Consider the following 25,602-nt stretch of genomic DNA (forward strand, 5'->3'; position numbering starts at 1 on the left):
AGATTAGTAAAATTTGGGTACGAGTTAATAAGATCTATACCCGTGATCATTGAAGATGCTTGATTTTAGCCAAAATGAGGATCATGCTAGGTGACATGAAAATAACTCTATCCAATGAACAAAAGCTTACGCTGATTAACCAACATGATACAACTCGTGATGATCGAGTTCGCGACCGTATCAAAGCTGTTATTCATGCCAGTAACGGGTGGAGTCCTGAAGAAATTGCCGATGCACTACTTATCCATGAAACAACGGTTAGACAGCATCTCAAAGATTACTCGCTATCGAACAAGCTCAAGCCTGAAAACGGTGGCTCAAAAAACTACCTATCTCAGCAGCAAACCCAAAGTTTAATCACACACCTAACCGTGCACATCTATCATCATACGCGTGAGATTGTTGCTCATGTTTTCACAGTTTATCGAGTGCAATATAGTGTTGCAGGGATGAACAAGTGGCTTCACCAAAATGGTTTCAGCTACAAGATGCCCAAAGGCGTACCTCATAAATTCGATGAAACCAAACAGAAAGCTTTTATTGAGGCTTATGAAGCGCTCAAAGCAAGCTGTAGTAAAGATGAATCGATTTTATTCATTGATGCCGTCCATCCTACTCAAGCAACCAAAATATCACATGGTTGGATACGAACAGGGCATGATAAAGCCGTTGAAACAACGGGAAGTCGAAGTCGTCTCAACCTCATTGGTGCTTTGAATCTTAACGACATTGGCGGCACTATTATTAATGATTACGAGACCATAAACAGTGAAAGCATCGTTCGATTTTTCTGCCAAATTAGAGAACGTTATCCATTGGAACACAAGCTCCACATTATCTTAGATGGTGCGGGGTACCATCGTAGTGATTTAGTCAGAAATGCTGCTTTTGTCTTGAATATTAAGCTTCACTACCTTCCACCTTATAGTCCAAATCTAAATCCAATCGAGCGGCTTTGGAAGGTGATGAACGAATATTCAAGGAACAACGTTTATTTAAAAACTAAACGGGAATTCAGAGAAGCAATCGAGAATTTTGCACCGTGACTCTTCCAGAGATCGCAAGCTCTTTGACGTCTCGAATAAATGATAATTTTCAGGTGTTCAAGCCAGCATCTTCAAGTTGATTGGGTATAGTACCTGGTTACTCAACGACTAACCGAAGCTGTTTGATGATTGGTTTCATAATAAAAATTCGAAATAGGTGAACTAATTGATATCAAACAATAATATTTGAATTAGTGGCTGGTTTATTATCTATTTAACTTATTTAAGGGAATATATGAGATTAGATAAGGGGGCTCTAGGTTTAAACCGATTCGAAAAATTAGGAGAGAACTTAGAGGTGTCTTGCTGTCCTTATGGATTTTTCCGTCGCTTACAAATTAGCACTTTTTATCATATTGATGATAGGGTTTTTCTATTTCAGTCAATGGTTAGATTTTAGTTTGGTATTCATTGCGACCGTATTAGTCCAGTATCAGAAATGTTTAATACCGCCATAGAAGCACTATGTGACTTTGTTGAATTAAATCAAAATATTAAAATAGGTCGAATCAAAGATGTTTCTTCTGCCGCAGTAGGTGTAAGTATATTTGTATCGTTTATAATAATCGAAGTATGTCGAGTTTTTTCTAGAGTTGTTTGATTGACATGGGCAATAACGTTTCACTCGATAGATTTTTAATTTTCAGAATTTACATTATCGCGGTTGAGTGTTTAAGAATAATAATGTGCATGATAACAAGAATAGGTTCTTGCCTGACCGCCGATAACGGTAGTGAGTTTGCGAACCACAAAGAGATAGCAACAGCATTAGACGCTGAATTTAACTTTGCTCATCTATGCGGTTCATTGGAGCGTGGATCCAATGAAAATACAAATGGACTCCTTTGTCAGTATGTTCCGAAAGGGAAAAACATAAGAGAAGTTGGCGATGATGTTATCTTGTTTGCTATAGCGAGGATTAACTATAGGCCGGAGAAGTGTTTGGGTTTTAAGCAACTTGCGGTTATATTCAAAGAAATTTGCATGGCTGCTTAAATGGCGAAGTGTCGCACTTAGGACTTGAATACGGGCTATTATTTTTGTCATAAAAACTAATGCCCTAATTCATGTAGCCCCCTAACTACTAAAATCAGATTTCTGCTAAGGGGGTATTTACACTTGTCGGTACAAAAAGCTCAAATATTTGTTGTTCCACCCTGCTTATCGGTGGAGGAACGTTCGTACTAAGAGAAAGTAACATCGATACATATTGAAAGATAGTAAATAGCTTTTCGTTATTTCTACAGCTATAGACGATTAACAACTTATCACTATCACTATCTATTGAACGTCATTCTTCTGATTGTCGAAAGCGAAATCTAATAACTTTCTTATGTAAGGCGCACCTACTTTAGAGCCGCCATTACCATTTTCAATTACGACCGTTGCGATATACTGTGGGTACTCGTACGGTGCAAATGCAGTATATAGCGCTTGGTCATGTAAGCTCCTCGCAAGTTTTTTAGAGTTATAAACCTGGCCTTTCGCAAGATTGAAGACTTGTGCAGTTCCGGATTTACCACCACTTATATATTCTACATGCTTGAAAGCATTTCTAGCGCTACCACGGCTACCATGGTTTACCAGACGCATTGCGTTAAGTGGAATATCCCAAACTTTATTTGACACTTCCTTCATGACTCTTATCGGTGCCTGTACAATTATCTTTTGTGTACTAAAACTTTCTCCATGGTTTAACGTTGCTTTAAGTAAATGTGGAGCTGTAACCTGGCCACGATTAACCAAGATGGATGTAGCTTTCGCAAGCTGAAGAGGAGTGGAGGTCCAGTAACCTTGACCAATTCCTACTGGAATAGTGTCTCCTTGATACCATGGGATACGATAACGATCCAGTTTCCATTCTCGAGTCGGGAGGTTAGCGGTACTTTCTTCATAAAGGTCGATTCCTGTCGGTTCACCAAAACCAAACCGTTTCATCCAAGAAGATATTCGGTCTATACCTAAATCAAATGCTGTTTGGTAAAAGAATGAATTGACTGATTCTTCTATAGCTTCGGTAACGTTTACTGGACCGTGCCCCCACCTGTTCCAGTCTCGCCACACTTTCGAGTTTGGTGCAGATCCCGGGATTTTCCATTTACCATGATTATCGCGAATCGTGTTGTTAGAAATTACACGTTCTTGCAAACCAGCGATGGCCATAAAAGGTTTTATTGTTGAAGCTGGAGGGTAAACGCCTAATGTAGCTCGGTTAATCAATGGACGGGCAGGGTCATCTAATAATTTTTGGTAGTTTTTATTAGATATCCCATCGACAAAAAGATTTGGGTCATAGCTAGGAGCTGATGCCATCGCTAATACGCTGTTGTCTTTTGAGTCTAGTAGGATGGCACTACCTGTATGCGGAGCTAGTTGATGAAATAAGTAATTTTGTAGTTCCAAGTCGATGTTTAGAACGATATCTTTACCTGGTAATGCCGGTATGTATTTAATTGTTCTAACGATGCGGCCTTGGCTCGTGACTTCTACTTCTCTGTACCCTTTTTTACCGTGAAGTAAATGTTCATAATATAGTTCGACACCAAGTTTCCCAATCACTTTAGTTGCTTGATAGTTAGCCACTACACCTTTTTTATCCAGTTTTATCAATTCGTTATTGTTAATCCTTCCCACATAACCTAACACATGAGTAAGGACTTCACCATGAGGATAAAAGCGTTTTTTTCTGGCTTCGATAGATAAACCGGGAAATTGATATTTACGAACCGAAAACTTCGCGACCTCTGTTTCATTCATGTTTTCTAAGAGCGTCACCGATTCAAAGGAACGTTTGTTGTTTAAGCGGTGTTTGAAGTTATTGATTTTTTTTGTATCTAGGACTATGAATTTGCTAAGCCTTTGTAGCATCAATTCTACATCAACTGTTTGCTCTGGAATCAATGTCAAAGTATATGTGATCTTATTTTCGGCAAGTAAAGAACCGTTTCGATCATATATTAATCCACGTGTAGGAGCAATAGGAAGTAATTTTATTCTGTTACCATCAGCTAATGCTTTATAACGTTCAAAATTTATCACTTGGAGCCTGTATAAATTCCCAATTAAGATTAAAGTGAGAAAGATTATTCCAGAATATACAACAATTATTCTGGTCCTGAAAATACTAATTTCTCTTTTATGATCACGAAGCTTTATTTTTTTTATTATTCATATCAAACTCGACCTTCTATATATTAGAGGCTTTTATATTATGTATGAAACATGTAATTTTTCATTGGTTTGAAGTTATGTTTTATTTTATAGGATGCACTCGTTTATATAGATTGAATTTAAACTTAGTTTTTAGAAGCCTGATATTATTACCAGGCTTTTTTTTTGGAAATAGAACGAGGAATGATTTAGGAGTTATTTCGTATTGGGTGTTCAGTTAAACCTGCCGTTGGATCATTGAAACGAGCTTCGTCTAATGCTCCTTCAGATTTTGCGACAATAATTGTTACTGCGCTGTCGCCTGTAATATTTACCGCTGTACGAATCATATCCAGAAGGCGGTCAACGCCCATAATTAGCGCTATTCCTTCTAAAGGTAAACCTACTTGATTTAATACCATTGCTAACATGACCAACCCAACACCAGGAACGCCGGCTGTACCAATAGATGCTAGTGTAGCAGTCATGATTACCATTAGATAATCGCCCATTGTTAAATCAATATTAAACGCTTGAGCTATAAATGCAGTAGCAACGCCCTGCATTATTGCAGTACCGTCCATATTTACAGTTGCACCTAAAGGTATTGTAAAGGAAGATACTCGGTTTGCTACGCCCATGCGGTGTTTTGCAGTTTCCATTGTTACCGGAATAGTGGCATTAGATGATGCTGTCGAAAAAGCAAACATGATCGCATCTTCCATTTTTCGCAGAAACAAAACAGGATTCAAACCTGTAAAGCCTTTTAACATTAAGCCATACGTTACAAGACCATGTAAAATTAAGGTTCCGGCTAGAACTAAAAAGTATTCAGCAAGATTGAGTATTGCGCCAATACCCAAGCCACTGAACAGTTTTGCCATCAAGAAAAATACACCATATGGCGCTAGATTCATCAGTAAAGCAACCAACTTCATTATTACTTCATTTAAGTTGGAAAATAATTCAGCAATTTGTTTGCCAGGTTGGCCTGAAATGCTAATGGCTATGCCAAACAGGACTGCAAATACGATAACTTGCAGTGTATTACCCTCAGCCATGGCGCTTATTGGGTTAGTTGGAAACATGTCGATGATCACTTGGCCTAAAGACGGCGCTTCTACCGATTTAAATGAACTAGCAGCTGTGAGATCGGCACCGGATCCCGGTTCAAACAATACGCCCATTGTAAGTGCGAGTGTAATCGCGATAGCAGTTGTTGCTACATAGAAAACTAAGGTTTTCCCTCCCATTCTTCCTAATGTAGATATGTCTTTTAAGGAACTAGTACCACAAACGAGTGAAACAAATACTAGTGGTACAACTAACATTTTTAAACTAGCAACGAAGATTTGCCCCCCGACTTCGAATAGTCCATTTACAATATAGGAATCAATAAACTCGTTATAGGAAAAAAATGTGCGAATTATAAATCCTGTCAAGACGCCTATAACCATCCCTGATATTACACGGCCGGTTAAAGACATCTGCTTGTTAGTTTTCATGAAGATACTCCATTATGTTGAAATCATTTAAAAATGGTTGAGAATACAGTAGGTGGAAATACATGCTCAGTTGTGGACTTGGTGAGAACCACTACTAAAAATTTTAACAAATAAACTATAAAATCAGGTATTTACTTTCAGTTAATATTAAGATTATCAATTTATAAAAATAATGATGTTAAATCTTTTCCCCTGCTATTTTTCTTGTTTAGAAAAATTTCAGTTAAACTATATTTTTGATGTCGGGAAATATTGATTTTATCAATTTATCTATATTTATATTTATATGTTTATGTAAGTTATAAAAGTCCATGTTAAGCTAACCCGGTTTTATCTGGTTTTCAATACTTTGATTGAGTCTCGGTGGGACTTTGTGTTTATACTATAATTATGAAATAATTTATAATTATCTTGGAATATAAATGGTACATTTAAAATTATTTTTTATGTCAATTTAATAATAGGCATTTAAATTTTTGATATTAAAAGAAAGGATTGATATGGTTGATGTGTTATTGCATCCTATTAATTTAGGTTCAATTGTTTTAAAAAATCGTATCGTTATGCCACCTGTAGCATTTTCTGAAGCCACTAAATCCGGAAACTTCGTTAACGATATGATGGCAACATATTATTCTCGACGTTCATCTGCGGGATTGAGAATCGCTGTGGGAAATCTGTTTTATCCGAAAGAACAAGAGTATTCGTTGCCTTCTGCTCTCGATACTCAAGAACAGATTATGGAATGGAAAAAAATCACTGATTCAGTTCACAAAAGTGGTGGCGTGATTTTCGCTCAATTATGGTACGGTGGTCACCCCGAAAATATCGATGGTGGACAATCTATTACTTCTTCCGTAGTCAAAAAAGATAGTGTTAAGGTTTTTGTTGATACTAAAAATCGTAATCAGGAGTTTGTCGGGGCAGCAATACCAAAAGAAACTACAAACAGTATTTTCGACATCGCTGAAAAGTATCGACAAGTTGCTTTGACTGCTATGACGTCTGGCTTTGATGGTGTCGAACTACATGTAGAAAATGGCTATTTCGCTCATCAATTCATAGAATCAGAGGGCAATACCTTCGTTTATGAGTATGAAGGTTTTACAGAGAATCGCCTGCTTTTTTGAATGTGGTTGTTGATACTCTTATTAGTGCTATAGGAAAAGACCGTGTAGGGGGTCGCTTGGCTCCATTTGCACCTCTAAACGGAGCTGTCGATAAAAATACAGCAAAAACTTATATATCAGCAGTTAAATCTCTCAATAAATCGCGAGTTGTCTATATTCATATAGATGAATTTGATTCGGGTGATGACCCAGCAATCCCTATAGAGTTTAAAATAGCTATTCGAGATTTATATAAAGGAATAATAATTTCTACTGGTCGATATCATTCCGAACAGGCCAGAATAGCAATAGAGTCTGATTTAACTGATATGGTAGGGTTCGGTCCACTGTTTATGCCCCCCCTCCAACTTACTGAATAGAATTAAGAATAATTAGAAATTTTGTAAATATAACTCTAAACTTTATTCACAATTGGTAGAATAGGATTGGTTGATTATTTTTTATTTTATTAAATTGATATTTATTAGCATCTTACGGTACATATGACAACTAATGATGATTTGATTTTATGTTAAAATGGTTTTTATATGGAAACTACTATGGATTATATTAAGGAAACGTTATTATGGATATACTTAAAAAGATAGAAAATTATAAGCTTGAAGAAATTAAGGTCGCGAAATTAACGCGTCCAGAAAAAGAGGTTAGGGAAATAGCTCTTGACCAGCCACCAACGCGTGGGTTCGTCAAAGCATTAATGAACAAAGAACAACAAGGAAAGTTTGGTCTAATTGCAGAAATAAAAAAAGCCAGTCCGTCTAAAGGGTTGATTCGGTCAGATTTTAATCCGGCAACATTAGCAGATGGTTACGAAGTAGGTGGTGCTGCTTGCTTATCAGTTCTGACGGACACGCCAAGTTTTCAAGGCTCTTTAGATTATTTGGCTCATGCGCGCCAAGCCTGCAAGTTACCTGTGTTGCGAAAAGATTTTATATTTGATTATTATCAGATATATGAATCTAGAGCTTGGGGAAGCGATTGTATATTGTTAATAATGTCCGTTTTGAGTGACTCGCAAGTTAAAGATTTCGAAGGTTTGGCTATTGAACTTGGGATGGACGTACTAATTGAAGTTCACAATCAAGAAGAAATGGAGCGAGCATTATTGTTAGAGTCTCCTCTGTTAGGGATAAACAACCGTAACCTCAGAACTTTTGAGGTGAACCTCAACGTTAGTGAGCATTTGTCAAAAATGACGCCCAAAAATAAATTGTTAGTTAGTGAAAGTGGTATTTTTACTAATGACGATTGCCTGAGACTAAGAAAATCAGGTTTTAATAGTTTTCTAGTGGGGGAGAGCTTAATGCGGAAAGATGACGTAGCACATGCAGTTAAAGAGTTAATTGAAGGTATCTAAAGAATTATTGTTGCTCTATGAGAAGTCGATTATTATTTGTACAAAGTATGATTTCTAAAGATTATTTTAAACAAACGTATAACGATAGCATCAGTTTTTTGTTGGCTTTTAAAACCACCGTCTATGCCGGTGGTTCTTACTTTTAGAGGAAATAACCACCATAAGTGCAGATGTGGGAGGCATGGCCCGATCAAAGGAGAGTGGCATTCTTTTGATCGAAACTTTATTTTCTAAGCTTACCTAATTAATTACTTTACGATTCATAATTTATCTCACTATCGTTGGTTATCATGTTTGGATTGCTTTTAGTGCAGTCTCGATTGCTAGGCTCACAATGGACGATAATCTTGTTCAGCAAGCCACCGAAAAACTTTGATAATGTAGCTGCTATTTCTCTTCAGCTTGACTAGATCAGCGACTTACCGTTATCTATAAACCAGCCTTGCTGTTAACGCTTTGTGCCACTTCTCTGGTTAGAATAGGAACCTTATTACTTGGTGGAGTGTTTTCGATGTTGTCAAAATGGTTGTTTATGGCTTTGCAAGTTAATATTTCAAACGTTCATTTTTTATGTATCAAGTTTTGAACTCTAATTAGGTCTTGTTAGGACTAAGAGAATTGTATTTCTTTAAGTTCTATCAAAGAAGTTAATAGGTTATTGTAAGTACAACTATGATAATTTTTTTAGAGGTGCATTCATCATAATGAATGACTTGGTCTTTTTTTATCAACCTAAGGTAGCTGCTAAGAAGGACGGTACTTTCTCCATATACGGCTATGAGGCTTTGTTACGCTGTAAAAAAAATGGGGTTTATAATGTTCCCCTTGATATACTTGAAAAGTGTAAAGATAACTATGAGTTTGATATATTCATTATTAGGTTGTTAAGAGATAGCCTAAAAAAAGAGAGTTGTTTCTCAAATAAAAACATCAGTGTAAATGTACACCCTTCCTTTTTTGAATTTTTTAAAATTTCAGAAAACAAAATTTTTGATGGTTTTAATTGTGCTAGTTTGGATCTTGAATTATTAGAGAGCTCAAGAGTAAACGATTTTTCTAAAGTAAATAAAGTTATGAATTTCCTGACCTCAGAATTTCCCTTTATAAGGTTAGCTCTTGATGATTTTGGAAGAGATTATACATCCTTAGAAAGAATAATTAATATTGAGAATATTAATGTAATTAAGTTGGATAGATTTTTAACCAATGATATTTTAAAATGTGAAAAAAAAAGAAAAGTTTTAAAGTGGCTTGTCGAGTTTACGCATAAAGAGTTAAATATTGAAACAGTTGCTGAAGGGATCGAAGATGAAAAAGTCCTAAAATTTTTATTAGATTTGGGTGTGGTTAATTTCCAAGGTTTTGTCTTTGGGAAGCCAATGCCTATTAATGAAATAAATAATTTTAATCTTTCATTAAGAAATGTTTGACTTTTTTATATGAAATTTTTAATTAGTGGGATCTTTTTGGAACGTTTATTATTAGGAAATAATGGCTAGTGTTATGAAGCATTTAAGTCGTAAAGAGTATAATTTGGCAATCTTTTACGTTGGTGAACTGATAGAGTCAGCTTACGTACTTTTTCTTTCGAAGAAGTATGTATCTAGTTCTATTATTCTAAGTTCAGTATTTGACGAGATATCGAAGATTAAAAAATGGCAAATTGAAATATACGGAGGTTCAAGTGTAGAAGAGCAACGTATAAACTTAGTTAAGAGCACCAAAAAACATGATACTTTGCTCGGTCTTAACTCTAGTGTGGCTAAAAGATTAGCATTAATTATTAGTGATGATCGTGTGAAAGACATTTTTCATAGATACGCATTAGGGGTAAATTTTGATAAGGAAATATTAACTCTTAATAGAGATAAGGATGGGTTAAATTCACCTTTGGATAAATTTGATATTATATTTACTGCTGAGTATTTTATTACAGTAATTAGTGTGTTTAGTAACGAGTTTTGGGGGGTTACATCCGAGTCATCAGTTATTTGTGACTCAATTGATAGTTTGTATAAAGAGGTTGAATTATGGTTAAAAAGCGCTAGAGATAACGGATAATTTGACATTTTATTTTATGGGGTTAATTTTGGGAAGTGGACAATATTTTTGTAATGCCACCAATTTTGATTTAGGGACTGTTATTATATCAAATGGTATAAATGGTTTGTTAGATAGAAATATAGGGGCAAACTTGTGGGTAATTTTTCAACGTCATCGAAATGCTGATTGGGGGCTAATTGATACAAATAGTAAGATCGAAAACGACCTTTCGACACATCGGGGCGGCGTGATCATGTCAAAATACAATTTTTGTAACGATATAATATCAGTAGTGACTAACCAAGATAGTATGGAAACTACAGTCTCTTTGTTTTCTGAGATTAGAGAACTACACGAAAATCTGAATAATTAATGATTGAAAATATAAATTAATCACGATAAAAATATGAAAATAAAGCTAAAGCCTTACTTACTCAAGTATATGGGATTATTATTACTCATTCCACTAATCTCTTTAGCTAAATAATATTTAGGCGAGACTATGATTGTAACTGCCAATGCAGGTCCAAGTGTTGATATTAATAAGGCTCCTGCCATAATGTCGGTGATTGATGTTCAAGAATAAAGGAAATACCATTTAATACTGTTACTTCTTAAGCTTAATTGACGGCTTTGATCTTTCCCAGTTCCAATTGGAGAAGAGAAAATAGATTGGGCGCGAGTTCAGACTTCTATGTCAAGATAGAGGGAGGCATAAAAGTATAGCTATCGTTATATTAATAAATAGCAATGCTCGAATGAAGTGAACTTTATTTATCAAGAGCATGACTATACCACCAAGCTCTTATCAGCACAGAAAACCATTTATTAAATTGTCACACGTAAAAATTGAGGCCTGAATGTGGGGCTCTAAATTACTGTATTGAAAAATCCTGTTTAATATTAAAAAATGATCGCAGCTTCTCTATCAAACGACAGCTAATAAGATTTTAAGAGATAATAGTTATGGATACTATTGGGAGCCCACTTTATTTGGGTTACCAGTAAGTGGGCTTGATAGAGAAATATATAACGTTGTACAACTATTCTTACTAAAAATGAGTGGTTTATTCGTCTAATGAAGCATTGAAAATATTTGGGTGAGAGCTCGCTAAAGCCACGAGTTCATCTATGATGACTCTAATTTTTGGTAAAATATAAGGTGTCTTAAGCCAAATTACACTTATTGGTGAACTTTCACCTGAGATATTTTCCAATACCGGGGATAAATGTCCTTTCTCAATATGCTCTTGAACTAGCCAGACAGGTAATTGCGCTAAACCCGTGCCAGATAAAGCTGACTGTAAGATACCTTCGCAATCGGCTATTTCATGGCGGGCATCAATATGAAACGATTCATTCATACCTTTTTTATTCTTTAATAACCAACTATGCCTTTGTCCTATAGGCCAACCGACGATGCAATCGTGTTGGGCGAGATCCTCTTTTTTGGTAATACGCTCTCGAGTAGCTAAATAAGAGGGTGAAGCGCATATCACCCTTTTTTGCTCCCCAATTTTACGCGCAACAATATCGCCTGAGTTTTCTAAGTGGCCAACTCGAATCGCAAGATCAATCCCGTCGCTGACTAAATCAGTAGGACGGTCATTAAAGGTGATTGATAAATCTAATTGCTCGAACTTGGACGTTAATTCTAGCAACTTGGGCAAAATTGCTCTTCTACCGAGAACAGCTGGTAAGTCGAGACGAACACGTCCAGAAGGCAGTAATTGTTGGTTGTTTAATCGCTTTTCAGCTTCCTCTAAAATCGTCATTGCCTTAAGGCAATCTGCAAAATAAGAATCTCCATCATTGGTTAATGCGATGCGTCGAGTCGTTCTATGCAGTAGTTTTGTACCCAGTTGCTTCTCTAGTCGAAGAACGCTTTTACTTAAGGCTGAGCCTGTCATACCGAGAGCTTGGGCCGCAAGCGTAAAACTACCTAGTTGAGCTACTGTAATAAAGTGGCGAATTTCAATAATATGGCTTTTCATTATACCATTAATTCCCATGTTGACTTTGTATTTATAATTATACGGACTTAATTGGTGTCTGTGAATTATTTAATTTACTCATGTCGGTTTAGGATGAAAATCAGTTATCTTTCTTACACAAATAACAACAATATAAATAGCTTCATTCGATTCTGACTTTTTGGAGTGATGAAGAGGTGATAATCAGGTGGGCGCGAAGTAAACCGAATAAGCGCTGGAGATCACGTCGGTACAGTGATTTGGCCATCACGACAACGCTTTTAGTGAAACGAGTGTTTTCTATGCCACTGAGATCTCTGCAAGGATTTATCGAACAAAGCAAGTTGAGGTCTCATTTAAGACTAAAACGAGAGGAGCGATACCAACACCTAACCATTGATGCAACTGGCCTTAAGGTTTATGGCGAAGACGAATGGAAAGTCAAAAACACGGGATGGATGGCAAGCGTAGAGTTTAGCGAAAGCTTCATATTGTAGTCTAGACAAACACTCATGAAATTATTGCAGCTAAGCTAAGTTTATCGACGGTTACAGATGGAGAAGCACTCCCGAACTTACTTAAACAAACACACCGAAGCATCCTTGAGGTGTCTGGTGATGGCACTTACTACACGACAGCTTGTCACGCTGCGATTAAGATTAAGAGAGCCGTATTGGTTCTATGACCCCTATGTAGCTCTGTGGCAAAGTTGTTGATTTAAATCATTAGGTCGATCTATTGGGTCTTCATTGGACTAAGTGTTGTGATTTTTATTGTCTTAATCGAGGTGCGTGAATAAGCTATTATTTAGCTGAGTTATTACTGGTTGTTTCTATTATTCGTAACGAAAAGATATTAGAAATTAATTTTTAACCGTTAACAAAGAGGTAATTTATTTCTATGGACGACTCCTTTAGGTGCCGTTGTATTCAATCGTCTTCTTTTATTGAGAGGGCAAGACAATGTTAGAACTCTTTCTACAACCCGAAATCTGGGTAGTATTTACAACCTTACTGATTCTTGAAATCGTTTTGGGTGTCGATAATGTTGTCTTCATTTCTGTTCTGTGTGAGCGACTTCCCGTAGAGCAGCGTAAAACCGCACGTAATTTGGGGATCGGTTTAGCCGTTTTAACCAGAATAGGTTTGGTCTTTTCTATTTCTTGGGTGATGTCTCTTACTCACCCTTTGTTGAGTTTAGCCGATTTAACGTTCACCGGACGAGATATAATTATGATTATGGGCGGTGGATTCTTGTTGGTTAAAAGTGGTAAAGAACTTTGGTCATGGTTGAAGCATACACCATCGTCTTACTCAACTCGTGCCAAGGCTGGACTGGCTGTAGTACTCCTTCAGATCGTAGCGGTAGATGCCGTTTTTTCAATGGATTCAGTTATAACCGCTGTTGGTTTAACGTCTGAAATACCTGTTATGGTAGCTGCTATTTTGACTTCCGCTGTTTTTATGATTTTGACCGCGGAAAAAATAAACAATTTGGTTGTGCGTTATCCCGGGTTTAAGACACTGGCTTTATTGTTTTTGGTTCTCTTAGGCGGATTGTTGATGGCCGAAGGGTTAGCAATTCATATTAATAAAGGTTATGTATACTTTGCTATGGTGTTTGGTCTTGCGCTTGAATTATGTCATATACAAATAAAAAACAAACAAAAGAGAACGTTAATTATCCATCGCATTAAAGTACTTAAGTCTAAAGCGAATCAGATGACGTTATAATAATATAATTTTCTGCATTGACGAGGTTATCAAGTAGAAGTGGAATTGACTACGACTCATTCCACTTAACTGATTGAACTTATTTTTGGTGGGGTGTTCAATAGACTTAGGTTCTAATTTAGGCCGGTTTTTCTTTGTTTACTGGAGACAACCCATTATTTATTTAATATGGCAGTTGTCGGTGCAGTAACTTATAGGTAGTAATCAAAGTCTCTTTTTACCATAATTTGTGTTCGGTGTTCTTGGTATCCACTTGGTCTTCTAGCTTCTATACCCGATTTAGATAATAAGTGCGACATTCATGAAAAGGTGTAGAAGAGGCAGCCAACTGCTGAAAATGGTATGCTCTTCTCGCCAAAGAAACAAGAAGTACTACCATGAGTTTCTGTCCTGTTAATGCTATGCTATTTGACGTGTGGACGCATATTGAACATTGCGCTCAAGCCTTAAGGCATAATAAAATGGTGTGCGGAATTATTTTCCCACGTTAGTTTCGTTTGCTTAAGTTATTGTCCTTTGGACTAGCGTTCAAACAGTTTTGGTTTTTCAGAGGAAGTTGTTTCCCATTTTCTTTACGTACATTAAATGTGTTTGCGGGCATAGATTAGTAGTTGCCATATGGCAGAACCATCCTAAGCTCGCTTATATAGTTGCTTAATTTACCTGCAGACGTTGTTGGGTCACTCCAGCTATTCTCTATGTTTTGGCCTCTTTAAAATAGAGAGTGCTCCCGAAAGTTAACTAGAGTTATTAAATTTCAACCACCTCATTTACGTTATTCTATCGCTGCTATGCGCTTGCGTTATATACTCACTCCACCAGCGCATGAGCACTTTCCTTTTTTCGAAAAAGTCAGATCTGTTATAACTTGCTCTTGTCGTATTTTTGTCCATGTGTGATAGGCAAGCCTCAATATGAAGCGTATCGTACCCTTGTTCATGTAACGCGGTAGAAGCTATGGACCTCAATCCATGTGCTACAAGTTCATCTTTGAACCCTAAACTACGCTTCAAAGCTGCATTGGCCGTATAGATACTTATATGACTGTTTGGGTCTCGTTCTCCCGGGAAGATGAACTCCTTATTTTCACTTTGAATTCTAATGTATTTAAGAATATCTATTGCTTGTTCGGTTAGAGGTACTTTGTGTTCACGCCTACGCTTCATTTCTTCAGCAGGTATAGTCCAGCAATTATTTTTAAGATCAATATCCTTCCAGCGCGCTCTGGCCGCCTCTTTTGGGCGAGCGATGGTATGTAACTGCCACAGTAGAAGTAGTTTGGTTTTATCTTGGATGTTTTCGTTCTGTGACAAGCGAGACAGAAATTCGCCTAAAAGCTCTGGGCGTATAGTGGGCATGTTTTCAACTTGGTGTTTCTCAAACGAATGGATCATTTTTGTTAGGGGATTAGCTGCTATGACGTCGCTTGCGACAGCGTATTCCATTATTTGATTTAGACTTTGGCAAATTCTTTTAATAGTTGATAGTTTACCGTCGGTTTCCAATGGTCTCAGTGTTTCAATAGCATAACGTCGACTGATCTCACTTATGGGAAGTGCGCCTAAATGGTCGAATACGTATTTCTCCAATGTTCTCCAGGTTCGTTCTGCATGAAAGGGGCTAACAGATTTACGTTTTCTTTCAAACCACATCGTTGCAACAGCAAGAAAGTTATCGTTGTGCTTACGCAGCTCTTCAATTCTCTTATCTTCTTTAAGGCGCTTAGGGTCTAAACCTTCCGCAATTTGTTTCCGATACTCTGCTGCTTCTAATTTGGCGGCTGCCAGTCGTAAAGAAGGATAGGTTCCCATCGAAATTTTGGTTACTTTTCGCGTTACAGGGTGACGATATTTAAACTGCCAGGCTTTCGTTCCAGTTCCTGCACTAGAGCGTTTAGGTCGAATACGGAGCTGTAAGCCCTCTTCAACAGTGTAGGTATATTCCTTGTCTTTGATAACGAGCGCTTTTATTGATGTATCTGTAATCCGTTTAGCCATAATCATAATCACATAGATGAGAAAATAGAGACCATTGTATAGCAAACTAGTCTGGTGGGGTACCGGGTGGGGTACCAAAATGTTGAATTGGAGTGGGATTTACTGGAATGTCCTGGGATGGTTTCTCTATTTAAATGATTGATTTTGTGTTGATTTTGGTATTTATTGGTTGTTCTTGGAATTTTAATTCAGTTGACCCGGAAACCATTGAATAGACATAGAGATAAACCTTGATAAATATATTTGCTGCACATTGTAAGGGTTCGCTAGGGCGTGTAAAGCGCTATATCGCCTAGAAGAACTACGGAAAAAGACATTTGCGCAAAGATTCTTGAGAGTTCAATTGAAATTGACTATTAAGTTACAATTTAGAACGCAGTACTTATGCGGCTAAGCCTTTGATTCAAATGCTAGCAACTTGAAATGAGTTAGTGAGAGAACGCGTTATTTGAGTCGCCTATTCGGAGACAAATAATGCGAGTATTTGCTTGGTTTGCCTCAAAGATAAAATCAAATGTTACTCCGAAAAGCACTATGTTGGAGGTTGGCTTGATTGTATCGATTGAGCTAGGCTTTTTATTAGCTGTTTACGCTCTGCTTGAGCGATGTATATAAATTGGTCGTTGTAGCTTTTGTCTGCGTTGATATATTGTTCGAAGTTAACTGGTACTCCAGCAACCGAAAGCTCTAAATGCAAGTGAGGTCCAGTTGTTCGGCCTGAATTCCCAGTAAGACCGATTATCTGACCTTTAGTGATGTATTCCCCAGCTAAGACATGTCTTTCTGAAAGATGAAGGTAGCGCGCATAGTTTCCATCAGTGTGTTTTATGGTTAGGTAGTTACCTGCGAAACGGTTATATCGAGACTTCAAAACGACACCGTCGGACAACGAATGAATCTCTGTGCCAATAGGTGTCGCGTAATCCGTTCCAAAATGAGGTGCAATTCGATTCGTTATAGGGTGTTTCCTGTTTAAATCGAATGATGAACTTACTCGATAATGCTTAGGAAGAGGGAATACATAGTCATTATTTAATTTATATCCATTTTCGTTATAGATATTATCATCCGCCCCCCTCATAGCAAAAAATTCTATATCACTGCCTAAATAGTAAAAAGCACTGACATATTCTGTGTTTGTACCATCATGTTGGGTTTTTATTGAAAACTTATCACCGTTGTTAACTGATTTAATAATGTCAAAATTATCACCTAATAGACTCAATAGTGATTTTAATTCATTGTTCGTCAAACCAGAGGATAGTATGGAACTGACAAAAGAGTATTTCACAACCCCTGAAACCATTTCAGATGTCGGAGCTGGGGTTGGAATATGAATGCTTTTGGGTTTGGCTATTTTAGGTGTCTGTTTTTTATCAGTATTTGAATGGTTGTAGCTTAGCGATATGGCTGTTGAAACGATCAAAAAAACCATCAAAAGGCCAAAGGAAAGGGTGCGGCGACTTAAATGGCTATTTATTTTCAAATACATAAATCATCAATAAAATTCGGTTAATGGACAAAAATAAGAATTAGATCATAATATTTATTTGTTTTTTTTGCATGTTATTTTAGTTCATTCCTTCTTAATGACTGGCTAAAGGCATAGGGTGTGTTTCTAGAGTGATAAAAAACAAACCTTTCACCTTTTGATTTAGCTAAATTGTACTTTGCAAGTAGTTATTATGTCATGTTGAGAAAATTTTAGACGATAATATAATCGCGGCAAAATATACTCTGCCAGAATACTATGTTCACTAAAAATACGCTGAAATCAACATTAGGTCTTATTGTTACGTCGCTTATCTTAAGCGCATGTGGCGGTGGGGAAGGTGGAGGTGATAACACCCCGCCAGCAAGGAATACCGGAAGCATCTCAGGTAACGTTTTTGACGCTCCTGTGAGCGGTGCGAAAATTGAGGTGTTTGAATACAAGGATGGAAACCTAGGTAGGAAGTTAGCAAGTACGACTTCCGATGCTTTTGGTGACTACAAGGTTGAATTTGAATCTTCATCGATGCCACTTTTCATCGTAGCTAAAGAAGGCAGTTATACCGATCCCTTAACGAAAAATACAGTGTCTGTCAGTAACGGCAAAACACTGCGTTTAGAAGCCATGCTCAATTACAAAGAAGGGCGTGATCAAAACTTAATGCTGACCCCTTTGACGAACATTGTTTCAGGCTTAACTCAATACAAAGTAGGCAGGGGAGTGTCAGACTCTACTGCTATATCGGAATCACTAAATAGCATTAACGATATGTATGGTTTCGATGTCAATGAAACTACTCCGATAGACATTACTAAAGGTGGTCAAAGTAGTTTTGCTACATCCGGTCACCAATATGGTGCTTTGTTAACCGCTTATTCTTCTTATTCGTACGACCTAATTCAAAAATACGGTGATACTCAGAGTAATATTTACACATCGATGCATTTGGCTGATATCCAATATCGAGATGTCATTGCCGATGGTCTTCTTGATGGGCTGGAAATAAGTACTGTGTCGGGAGGGGTAACCCCTTTGACCTTCGGTCAACAAAAAGTCTCTAGTGATATTTACACTAACGATTTGGCACAGCATGTTCTAATTGTCGTCAATGATCCTAACTTAAATATTTCAGGAACAGACGCAGACGACTATGTTGATTTTAGCCGTAAGATTAATGACCAAGGCACCAATAGCGGTACTGGCGGTGTGATCCCTCCTCGCGATGAAACCGAAATTGATACCGAAGCGCCTACAGTGTCTAGAACAGATAGTGATGTATTGGCAGGTCTCGATAAAGTGGATATTAAGCTCAATGATGAAATTGGTGTTCAAGGTGTTTCAGCGTACCTTGAATACCAACTGGACGGTGTCTGGTCTCTCGAGAGTCAGTGTGACGATGAACATACTGCGGGTAGTGAGTTTTGTTTCTTGGAGTTCGACGGCTTTGAATCTGGTCTTAGAGAAACAAGTATTAAAGTAAGTTTAGACACAAAAGCCATTGACGCGGTAGAAGTTGATTCGGATACGGAACTCTCAAATGTCACTGCGGCACGTTTGGTTTTTTATACGACTGATGTCTTAGGCAACGAATTAGTTCAAGGGCGAGATGTTGGCCAGTATATAAACTTTGAATGGGACAACAATGCACCAGTAATTGAGGTAACTTCAGAAGATACTTTCAATGGCAAAGATGATAACTATTTTCTTAGAGGAATTATAAAAGAAGATTATCAAAATATCGAATCAACGACGGTAAGAATCAATGGAGAACTACCTAAAAATTTAGAATGTAAGCCGATGAACGCTGAGTTTGGTAGCGCTTGTAGCTTCGAAGAGAGCTATCCTGCAGCGGACTTTTCATCATCAACAACTTCATTTGAAATTACGGCGACAGATACGCAAGGGAATGTAGGAATAGAGCCACATACAGTAACTAAGGATGATCAAGCTCCGGAGCAAGTAATTAGCTATCCAAAGAATGCTCCAATGAATTATGTCAACGTTAGTGTTGATGGGGAGCGAGTATCTAAAGAAGATGTTTATACGCAAGATACCTACACATCAGAAACGGTTCAATCCACTCGTGATTATTTGAAGATTGATTACATTTACGCGAGTAAGGGGATTTTAAGCTCAATTCCAGGTGTTGATTTCAGTGACTTTAATGTCAACCACCTCAAAGATAACAAAATTCCATATGTTCGTGTCAGAGTTTCAGATGGCAATGGAGATACGGGGTTAGGATCTAGTGCCGACAAACTTAAGCTAGTTGTTAAGTATTTAGTAAGCCCAAATAATGATAACAACTACGCGCTTCAGAAGGTGACCGATACCGTAGCCTCTGCCGCTAAAATACCCCACGAAACTATCTCTGATACTGAAGGGCACGTAAATGAGGTCATCTATTATGTTCCTTTTGTAAAAGAGATACTTGGTGACAACTTCGATTCTACATCCGAGAACAGCAGTCAAAAACTAGTGATTCAAACTATTGACGAGTCTGAAAATGAAAGTGCTGAGCAAGAGGTATATTTTCGTAGTAGTTTCGACTTACCGACAATGACGATTGTTACTCCATTTATCGGGGCTAGTGTGCAATTGGAGGGGTTAAACTCGAAGGGGGAGTTTACCTCGTTAGGAAGATGTACCACGATTCAACACTTAGAAAGTGATGGAACAAATAAAGCACTAGATGTTGCTGGGTGTGAAACAACAACCGATGTAGTTAACTACGACTTTATGCGAGTGCGGCTAATCGGTATTGATGGTAATACACAACCGCATTACTACAAGTGGGAACGTGATCCGGGTACACAATCAGAACAAGTGAACTTAAATAGCGCGAATATAGGAGCTTACTTCAAACTAAATGGTTCTAAGACTTTTTATATTACCGAGCTAGCAACATACCAAACCGGACTGTTTGACTCTCAATGGAATCAAGTTGAAGCTGGAAACAAGACTCCTGAGAATGCCGCACGAATTTTAGACGACGTAGAATATGCTCTCGCTGGTGGAAGCGATTCATTCTTTGGTTTCGACCCAACGATCGTTTCGTATGCGACGAATGAAATGTTGAAAGATGCTATTCCAGAAAAACTACCTAATAATTATATTCATAGGTTTTTAGTAGAAGCGATTTACGACATTACCCAAGTAAACAATATGCTACTAAGTAACTCTGTTGATTTTGCTTCCGCTATTTATGATGACTTGCAGTACGATGGCCAAGCTAACGGTATTGGTAGTGGGGGTAAAAAAATAGTTCTAGATTCATATGAATTTAGCTCAACGTCTTACCGTAATGACTTAGCGCAATCGTACTATAACATTATGACTGAAAAGTATCGTGTTGCAGCTAACTTAGCACAAAGATATGCCGACCAAATATCAATGGCGAACCCAAGCCTAGACGGCGAACTGATTATTGATGGTGATCGCGAAAGTATTGATATATCACCGCCTCAACCTTCGCTAAGTATCGAAAATGGCAGAGAAACATGGGTTGGAAATAAACATTATGTTGCTGGTGTTTTAAATTCGCAGATTCTTTTGGAAGATCCATCTGGCATTGTAGTAGAAGAAGGCAGTCAGCCATCATTTGTTACTATGTGGTATGAAAAAACTGAACCGAATACGGGAACCCCAATTGACCTGAATATTCGAGAGTCAGATGGTGATAGTTATAAAAAAGAGTATCTATTTACCCTTGATACTGAGTCGTCAAATCTCACAGGTATTGACAAGTTTGAGCTTATAACGAGTGCAATGGACGAGCATGGAAATAGCTATGGTTACAATGGGGAAGATCCCCATATAGAAACCTTATATATCGATAATGATTATCCTTTGGTCACTTACACTCCCCCGATCGGTGGTGACGATAACCCGGTCGAAGAGGACGTCTACCTGAACACCAATTATAACCAAGAACTCACTTTTACAATTGATGATCCTGTAGGGGATAAGTTGGATAAGCGCGGCCTAACTTTCTATAACGCGGCCACAGGCGAAAGCAATAGTTATGCTCCGAACCGTTTTTCAAGTAATGAAGAAAAATATTTTAAGGTGAAACTATGCTCTGGAGACAAATGTAGCGCAGAAGATGACATTCTTAGTCCAGAAGATGGTAATTGGACTGTATATGTGAGTGCTGAAGACAATTTGTCTAATATAGTTAACCGTCAGACGACCAATGCCCCTCAATTTAGTGTATTACTTGATTCAAAAGGTCCGGTAGTAAACGGATCTAAAATTATTAACCACTTAGGTGGTAATACTAGCTGGGTACCTGATATTACTTGGAGCTTGAGTCCAGGGAGTTTGGTTGAAGTCGATATGAAGTCAGAGTCTGGCAGGCGTTTCACTTTGCAACATTACGAAACAGAACCTGAAGAGAGTACTGAGCCGTACCTATTAGGCATGCAGCCTAACGTAGAGGTGAGACTAGTTGCGGAGGCATTTAAATATAATGAGAAAAACTTCTTCTACGTAACAGCAACAGACAGTTCTTTTCCATCGGGAACACACAGTGGTGAATTTGAATTCTTGGTCGACAACAAGGGACCAGTAATTGAATTAGCTGACCCTTGGGTTTTAGACACTAATTCAGGTGAAAGCTATGTTCTTGGTACCGCATTTACTGTAAAGCTTACATCAGTATCTGACGACTCTGATGTATCTAAGGTTGAACTTTGGCAACAAGGTCAAAACGCTGCAATACGTTCAATTGACCCCAAAGATCCAACGCAGCCCTTTGATATCGAAATTACAGAAACGCAAAGTGACACTATAGTGATTGGCGAAGACAGAAAGGCTAACCTGTACCTCAAAGCCCTAGACGAATATGGGTTTGAATCTGAAACAGAAATTAGAACTGTTCTGCTAGATCGTGAAGGCCCATCACTAAAGTTAAATGCGTTTGATCCGGAAAGTTTCTATCTTGGTGATTATGTATTCAATCTTTCAGCCCAAGATTTAAATGATAGGGGAACACCATCATCAGACGGTGTTAACAATGAAACATTAGAGTATTGGACTTTCAAAGAAAACCCCTCTGATGCAAGCACCTTAGTTGGTGAAGATATGAAGATTCCTTTAAGAGGTGAAAACGATGGTGATAGTGCGATTCGCACTATCAGATTAGGTGGTTCCGACATTAGAGGGAATACGACAAGCATAGATTATGTGGTTAAAGTTCAAAACTCAAAGCCCACTATTAACTCGGTTACTTTCACATATGAAGATGGCACGCCAGTTTCTTCTGGTGGCCAGATACAAATTACTCGTGTTGAACCTGTAATTATAAGTATTGATGCTGAAGATGAGAGCGGGATCCCGCTAGTTGAAGGTACTTATAAATATGGGGAACAAACCAACAATATCTCATTTTCTCAGAAAGGTGGCCTTTGGGAAGCTAGGTTGACAGAGGCAGATCTAACGGAAGATGGTGCCTATCAGTTGGAATTCAAAGTATATAATAACGTTCGCTATAGCTCTGAACAAGAAAGGCCTGTTTCCGAACGGTCAGAAAGTATCAATGTGCAACGTCAAGGTGTTGCTCTGTCAATCGTAAAACCGACTGACTTCCAAAGTCATATATCGGGAAGTACCCTTAATGTTGAATTTGGCCCTGCGGGTGAGGTAAAAGCAAAAACATTAGAATGTTGGGTTAGAGAGAATTACACCTCAGACGGTGTGCCGGAAGATGGTTCGAACAATGCTTATTCAGGTGTTATAACTAATCCTCAAGAAAATTATAAGTGTAGCATTACAACTGATGTGAATATGTCTGTTTCACCTGTGGTTTTGATAACGAAAACAGTAGGAACGAATGATACTGAAACAGTCAATAAATTCAGCTTTAATATGATGGATATCGATGCCCCTACGGTTGAACAAGACACATATCAATTTACTGGCAATGACGTTGGTTTGAACGCCGAAGGTAAGAAAGTTCTGAGCTTAACATTGAGCTTCAAAGACAATCTTTCTGGTGTGGATATTAGTGATGGTAACGAACCGTTATTGGTAAGAAATCGATTAAATGTGTCTTTTGAACCAAATAGTTGTAGCTCTAAATTGGGTATAACGACATGTACGTATAGAGAGTTGTATGCCGATATCCTCTCTCCGGGGGCGTTACAGCACTTATACACGATTAAGAACTTGTCTGATGTCGCCGGAAACTTAGGTTCGGATCATGCGTTAGAATTATTGCTTCCAGCCCAAGGCGATTTAGAAATCGCTATTACCAGCCCTGCTGAAGATACTATTATTCGAGGTGAGACCCTTGAAATGAAATTCAAGGTGAAGGTTGGACAAAATTCTGATCTTGAAAATGTCGTCGCAACTCTAGATGGTGCGTCATATAATTTGAATGATAACCCAGAGAACTTTGGCCCTTTCACTAAGTGTGAGGATGACTATTCTTGCTCGACGTTTACCGCGCCATTAGATGACAAACTAGATGGTCAATTTATCAAGCCTAAAATTCAAATTATTGATGTATGGGGAGAGTCTATAAGCGATGAAGTCAGCGTAATGGTCGATAATAGCCTACCAAATGTTGACGACACTGTATCCCTCAATGAATCTCCGGATGATTCTAGCTTAGTTAGATTTCAGTTTTCTGTGTGGGATGAAGGTAGCGGTATAGCAAAGGTTAAGTACACAATAGTTAATCCTAAATATGTATTTGATAAAGATGACATTGGCGACAATTCACACCTTTATTTTGATCTTCCAAAAACTGAGTTAGAAGAGTTGAATTCGATACGAGTCAATGTCGAAGCAACTGACAATGTAGGTTGGACTCAAAATAAGACGATTGATATTGACATTAGGATACCAACTATTGATTTGGCTTTTGATGGAATAACGAGTTTACAAGGGGGTAAGCTTGCTTTTACTAATGATAGCCAAGCGTTCACCATTACCTCTGAAGAGGGAGAGGATGTAAAGGCTGCTTCCTATGCTATAGATTTGGTTCCAGTTTCAGGTAACACGATTAAGTTTTCTGGGAAAATAGCCTCTTCAACAGCTTCAGATACGATGACTTTTGATATCGATGCTCAAGCTGAGTATATGCAAAAAGTAACCGTAACCGATTCTATCGGGCGAGTTATTATTGACTTTAATGTGCTCAACAAGACTTACGATGCTGAAGGCATCGCATCCATTGTTGATTACCAAGCACCGGTCATTTCAAGTATCACCAGTACTCAGGATTCGATGATTCCAGAGGAAGGGCTATATTATTTGGATGTAAGAGCATACGTCTTCGATAAAAATCTAAGCAGTGTTGGTTCTACTGCGGAAAACGGTACCGATGCCCCGGTAAACCCACAATCAATTGAAGAACCGACCAAAGACGGTGACCCTTACTTGATACGTTATCTTTTATCTCCTGGCGATTATCTAATAAATGTAACGGCAGACGATTTAGTTGAACACCAGACCGAGAAGTCACTAAATACAAAAGTTGAAGCAGCAAGTATTCCAGAGCTAACAATATCAACGGCAGCATCAATGCCTTTGGCTGGTGGCGTTGAAATTCCACTTTTGTTTACCTTCACTGAAGAGGTTAATCAATTTGAATTTTCAGATGTAGAGATTCAAGCAAGTGATGGCAATGATACAGGCGAGTTGAAGCAAGCATCATGGAGTACAACAGACAACATAACTTGGACGGTCAATTACATAGCGCCTGAAAAACAAGATAAAAACATAACCATACGGGTCGGTGATAATAGTTACGAAAGCGTAAATACTATCCCCGGAACAGGTGATAGTTTGGTTATGGGGGTCGAGGGTGTACTGCCAACGCTGACCAAAGTGACGTTTGATCCTATCCATCAATCTATTGGCAATGTTGTAAATGTAAAGCTTGAGTTTGAAAAAGATATTGCAGAAGGAACAATACTGGCAACCTTAGCTGGTGAGTCTTTGACGCCTTTAACTATGTTGGGTGATGCTAAAACTTGGCAAGGAGCAGTCACACAGTTACCAGACCCAGGATTAAATGAGCAGAAAGCTATATTGATTGTAAGTGGATATACCGATTTAGTAGGAAATGTAGGAAGTCAGGATGAAACTCATTTTCTACCGATAACGCCCGCTATCCAAGTGACTGAACCGGGGGATGTGACGGACAGCAACATCTCTGCGATGAACT

13 protein-coding genes and 3 pseudogenes are annotated in these 25,602 nt (G+C 38.0%); 11 read left to right on the plus strand and 5 right to left on the minus strand.

The annotated features are described in order from the left end of the window. Nucleotides 1–95: 95 nt before the first annotated feature. The 3 genes and pseudogenes from AB6E54_RS13610 to AB6E54_RS13620 all read left to right on the plus strand — a co-directional run bounded on the left by AB6E54_RS13610 (nt 96) and on the right by AB6E54_RS13620 (nt 2,042). Nucleotides 96–1,126: pseudogene (locus tag AB6E54_RS13610) on the plus strand (IS630 family transposase). A 359-nt stretch (nt 1,127–1,485) separates the two neighbouring features. Then, nucleotides 1,486–1,647 carry a diacylglycerol kinase gene (locus tag AB6E54_RS13615; protein WP_102333505.1) on the plus strand — a complete coding sequence of 54 codons (162 nt, stop codon included), beginning with the start codon at nt 1,486–1,488 and terminating at the stop codon, nt 1,645–1,647. A gap of 5 nt (nt 1,648–1,652) precedes the next feature. Continuing rightward, a complete protein-coding gene (locus tag AB6E54_RS13620) occupies nt 1,653–2,042 on the plus strand; it encodes an IS30 family transposase (protein WP_267868993.1) in 390 nt (129 codons plus the stop codon). A gap of 285 nt (nt 2,043–2,327) precedes the next feature. Here the strand turns inward: AB6E54_RS13620 and mrdA are convergent, their stop codons facing one another. Beyond that, nucleotides 2,328–4,214, minus strand: a complete 1,887-nt coding sequence (gene mrdA, locus AB6E54_RS13625; protein WP_102333503.1) for a penicillin-binding protein 2 — start codon at nt 4,212–4,214, stop codon at nt 2,328–2,330. Nucleotides 4,215–4,405: 191 nt separating this feature from the next. Then, the gene (locus tag AB6E54_RS13630) at nt 4,406–5,701 is read right to left on the minus strand and encodes a dicarboxylate/amino acid:cation symporter (RefSeq protein WP_086714200.1); all 1,296 of its coding nucleotides are present in this window, start codon (nt 5,699–5,701) and stop codon (nt 4,406–4,408) included. A 563-nt stretch (nt 5,702–6,264) separates the two neighbouring features. On the opposite strand from AB6E54_RS13630, the pseudogene AB6E54_RS13635 reads away from it, so the two are divergent. From AB6E54_RS13635 to AB6E54_RS13655, 5 genes and pseudogenes are all read left to right on the plus strand, one after another. After that, nucleotides 6,265–7,190: pseudogene (locus tag AB6E54_RS13635) on the plus strand (alkene reductase). A gap of 206 nt (nt 7,191–7,396) precedes the next feature. Then, nucleotides 7,397–8,188 (plus strand): indole-3-glycerol phosphate synthase TrpC, encoded by a 792-nt coding sequence (trpC, locus tag AB6E54_RS13640; protein WP_086714121.1) that lies wholly within the window; start codon nt 7,397–7,399, stop codon nt 8,186–8,188. 704 nt (nt 8,189–8,892) lie between these two features. Beyond that, nucleotides 8,893–9,618, plus strand: a complete 726-nt coding sequence (locus tag AB6E54_RS13645) for an EAL domain-containing protein (protein ID WP_086714120.1) — start codon at nt 8,893–8,895, stop codon at nt 9,616–9,618. A 61-nt stretch (nt 9,619–9,679) separates the two neighbouring features. Next, nucleotides 9,680–10,249: an AbiV family abortive infection protein gene (locus tag AB6E54_RS13650; RefSeq protein WP_229647824.1), complete on the plus strand. Its 570-nt coding sequence runs from the start codon at nt 9,680–9,682 to the stop codon at nt 10,247–10,249. Between the two features lie 28 nt (nt 10,250–10,277). Beyond that, entirely contained in the window at nt 10,278–10,604 is a 327-nt protein-coding gene (locus tag AB6E54_RS13655; RefSeq protein WP_229647823.1) for a hypothetical protein, read from the plus strand. A 694-nt stretch (nt 10,605–11,298) separates the two neighbouring features. Here AB6E54_RS13655 and AB6E54_RS13660 read toward each other — a convergent pair. Then, nucleotides 11,299–12,225, minus strand: coding sequence for a LysR family transcriptional regulator (locus AB6E54_RS13660; RefSeq protein WP_228761174.1), 927 nt, complete (start codon nt 12,223–12,225; stop codon nt 11,299–11,301). Nucleotides 12,226–12,377: 152 nt separating this feature from the next. On the opposite strand from AB6E54_RS13660, the pseudogene AB6E54_RS13665 reads away from it, so the two are divergent. Together AB6E54_RS13665 and AB6E54_RS13670 are read left to right on the plus strand one after the other, a co-directional pair. Beyond that, nucleotides 12,378–12,886 (plus strand): annotated as a pseudogene (locus tag AB6E54_RS13665) (transposase); the annotation flags it as partial. A gap of 280 nt (nt 12,887–13,166) precedes the next feature. Beyond that, entirely contained in the window at nt 13,167–13,937 is a 771-nt protein-coding gene (locus AB6E54_RS13670; RefSeq protein WP_086714118.1) for a TerC family protein, read from the plus strand. Nucleotides 13,938–14,707: 770 nt separating this feature from the next. On the opposite strand, the gene AB6E54_RS13675 is transcribed toward AB6E54_RS13670, so the two are convergent. Both AB6E54_RS13675 and AB6E54_RS13680 read right to left on the minus strand, forming a co-directional pair. Further along, complete coding sequence (locus tag AB6E54_RS13675; RefSeq protein ID WP_086714117.1) at nt 14,708–15,934, minus strand: tyrosine-type recombinase/integrase; 1,227 nt, start codon at nt 15,932–15,934, stop codon at nt 14,708–14,710. Between the two features lie 532 nt (nt 15,935–16,466). Continuing rightward, nucleotides 16,467–17,426: a peptidoglycan DD-metalloendopeptidase family protein gene (locus tag AB6E54_RS13680; RefSeq protein WP_108194302.1), complete on the minus strand. Its 960-nt coding sequence runs from the start codon at nt 17,424–17,426 to the stop codon at nt 16,467–16,469. A 258-nt stretch (nt 17,427–17,684) separates the two neighbouring features. Here AB6E54_RS13680 and AB6E54_RS13685 point away from each other — a divergent pair. Further along, nucleotides 17,685–25,602 (plus strand): hypothetical protein (locus tag AB6E54_RS13685; RefSeq protein WP_372168905.1); only part of this gene is annotated, 7,918 nt, incomplete at its 3' end.

The sequence above is a fragment of the Vibrio sp. 10N.247.311.49 genome, assembly GCF_041467655.1.
Lineage (GTDB): Bacteria > Pseudomonadota > Gammaproteobacteria > Enterobacterales > Vibrionaceae > Vibrio > Vibrio crassostreae_C.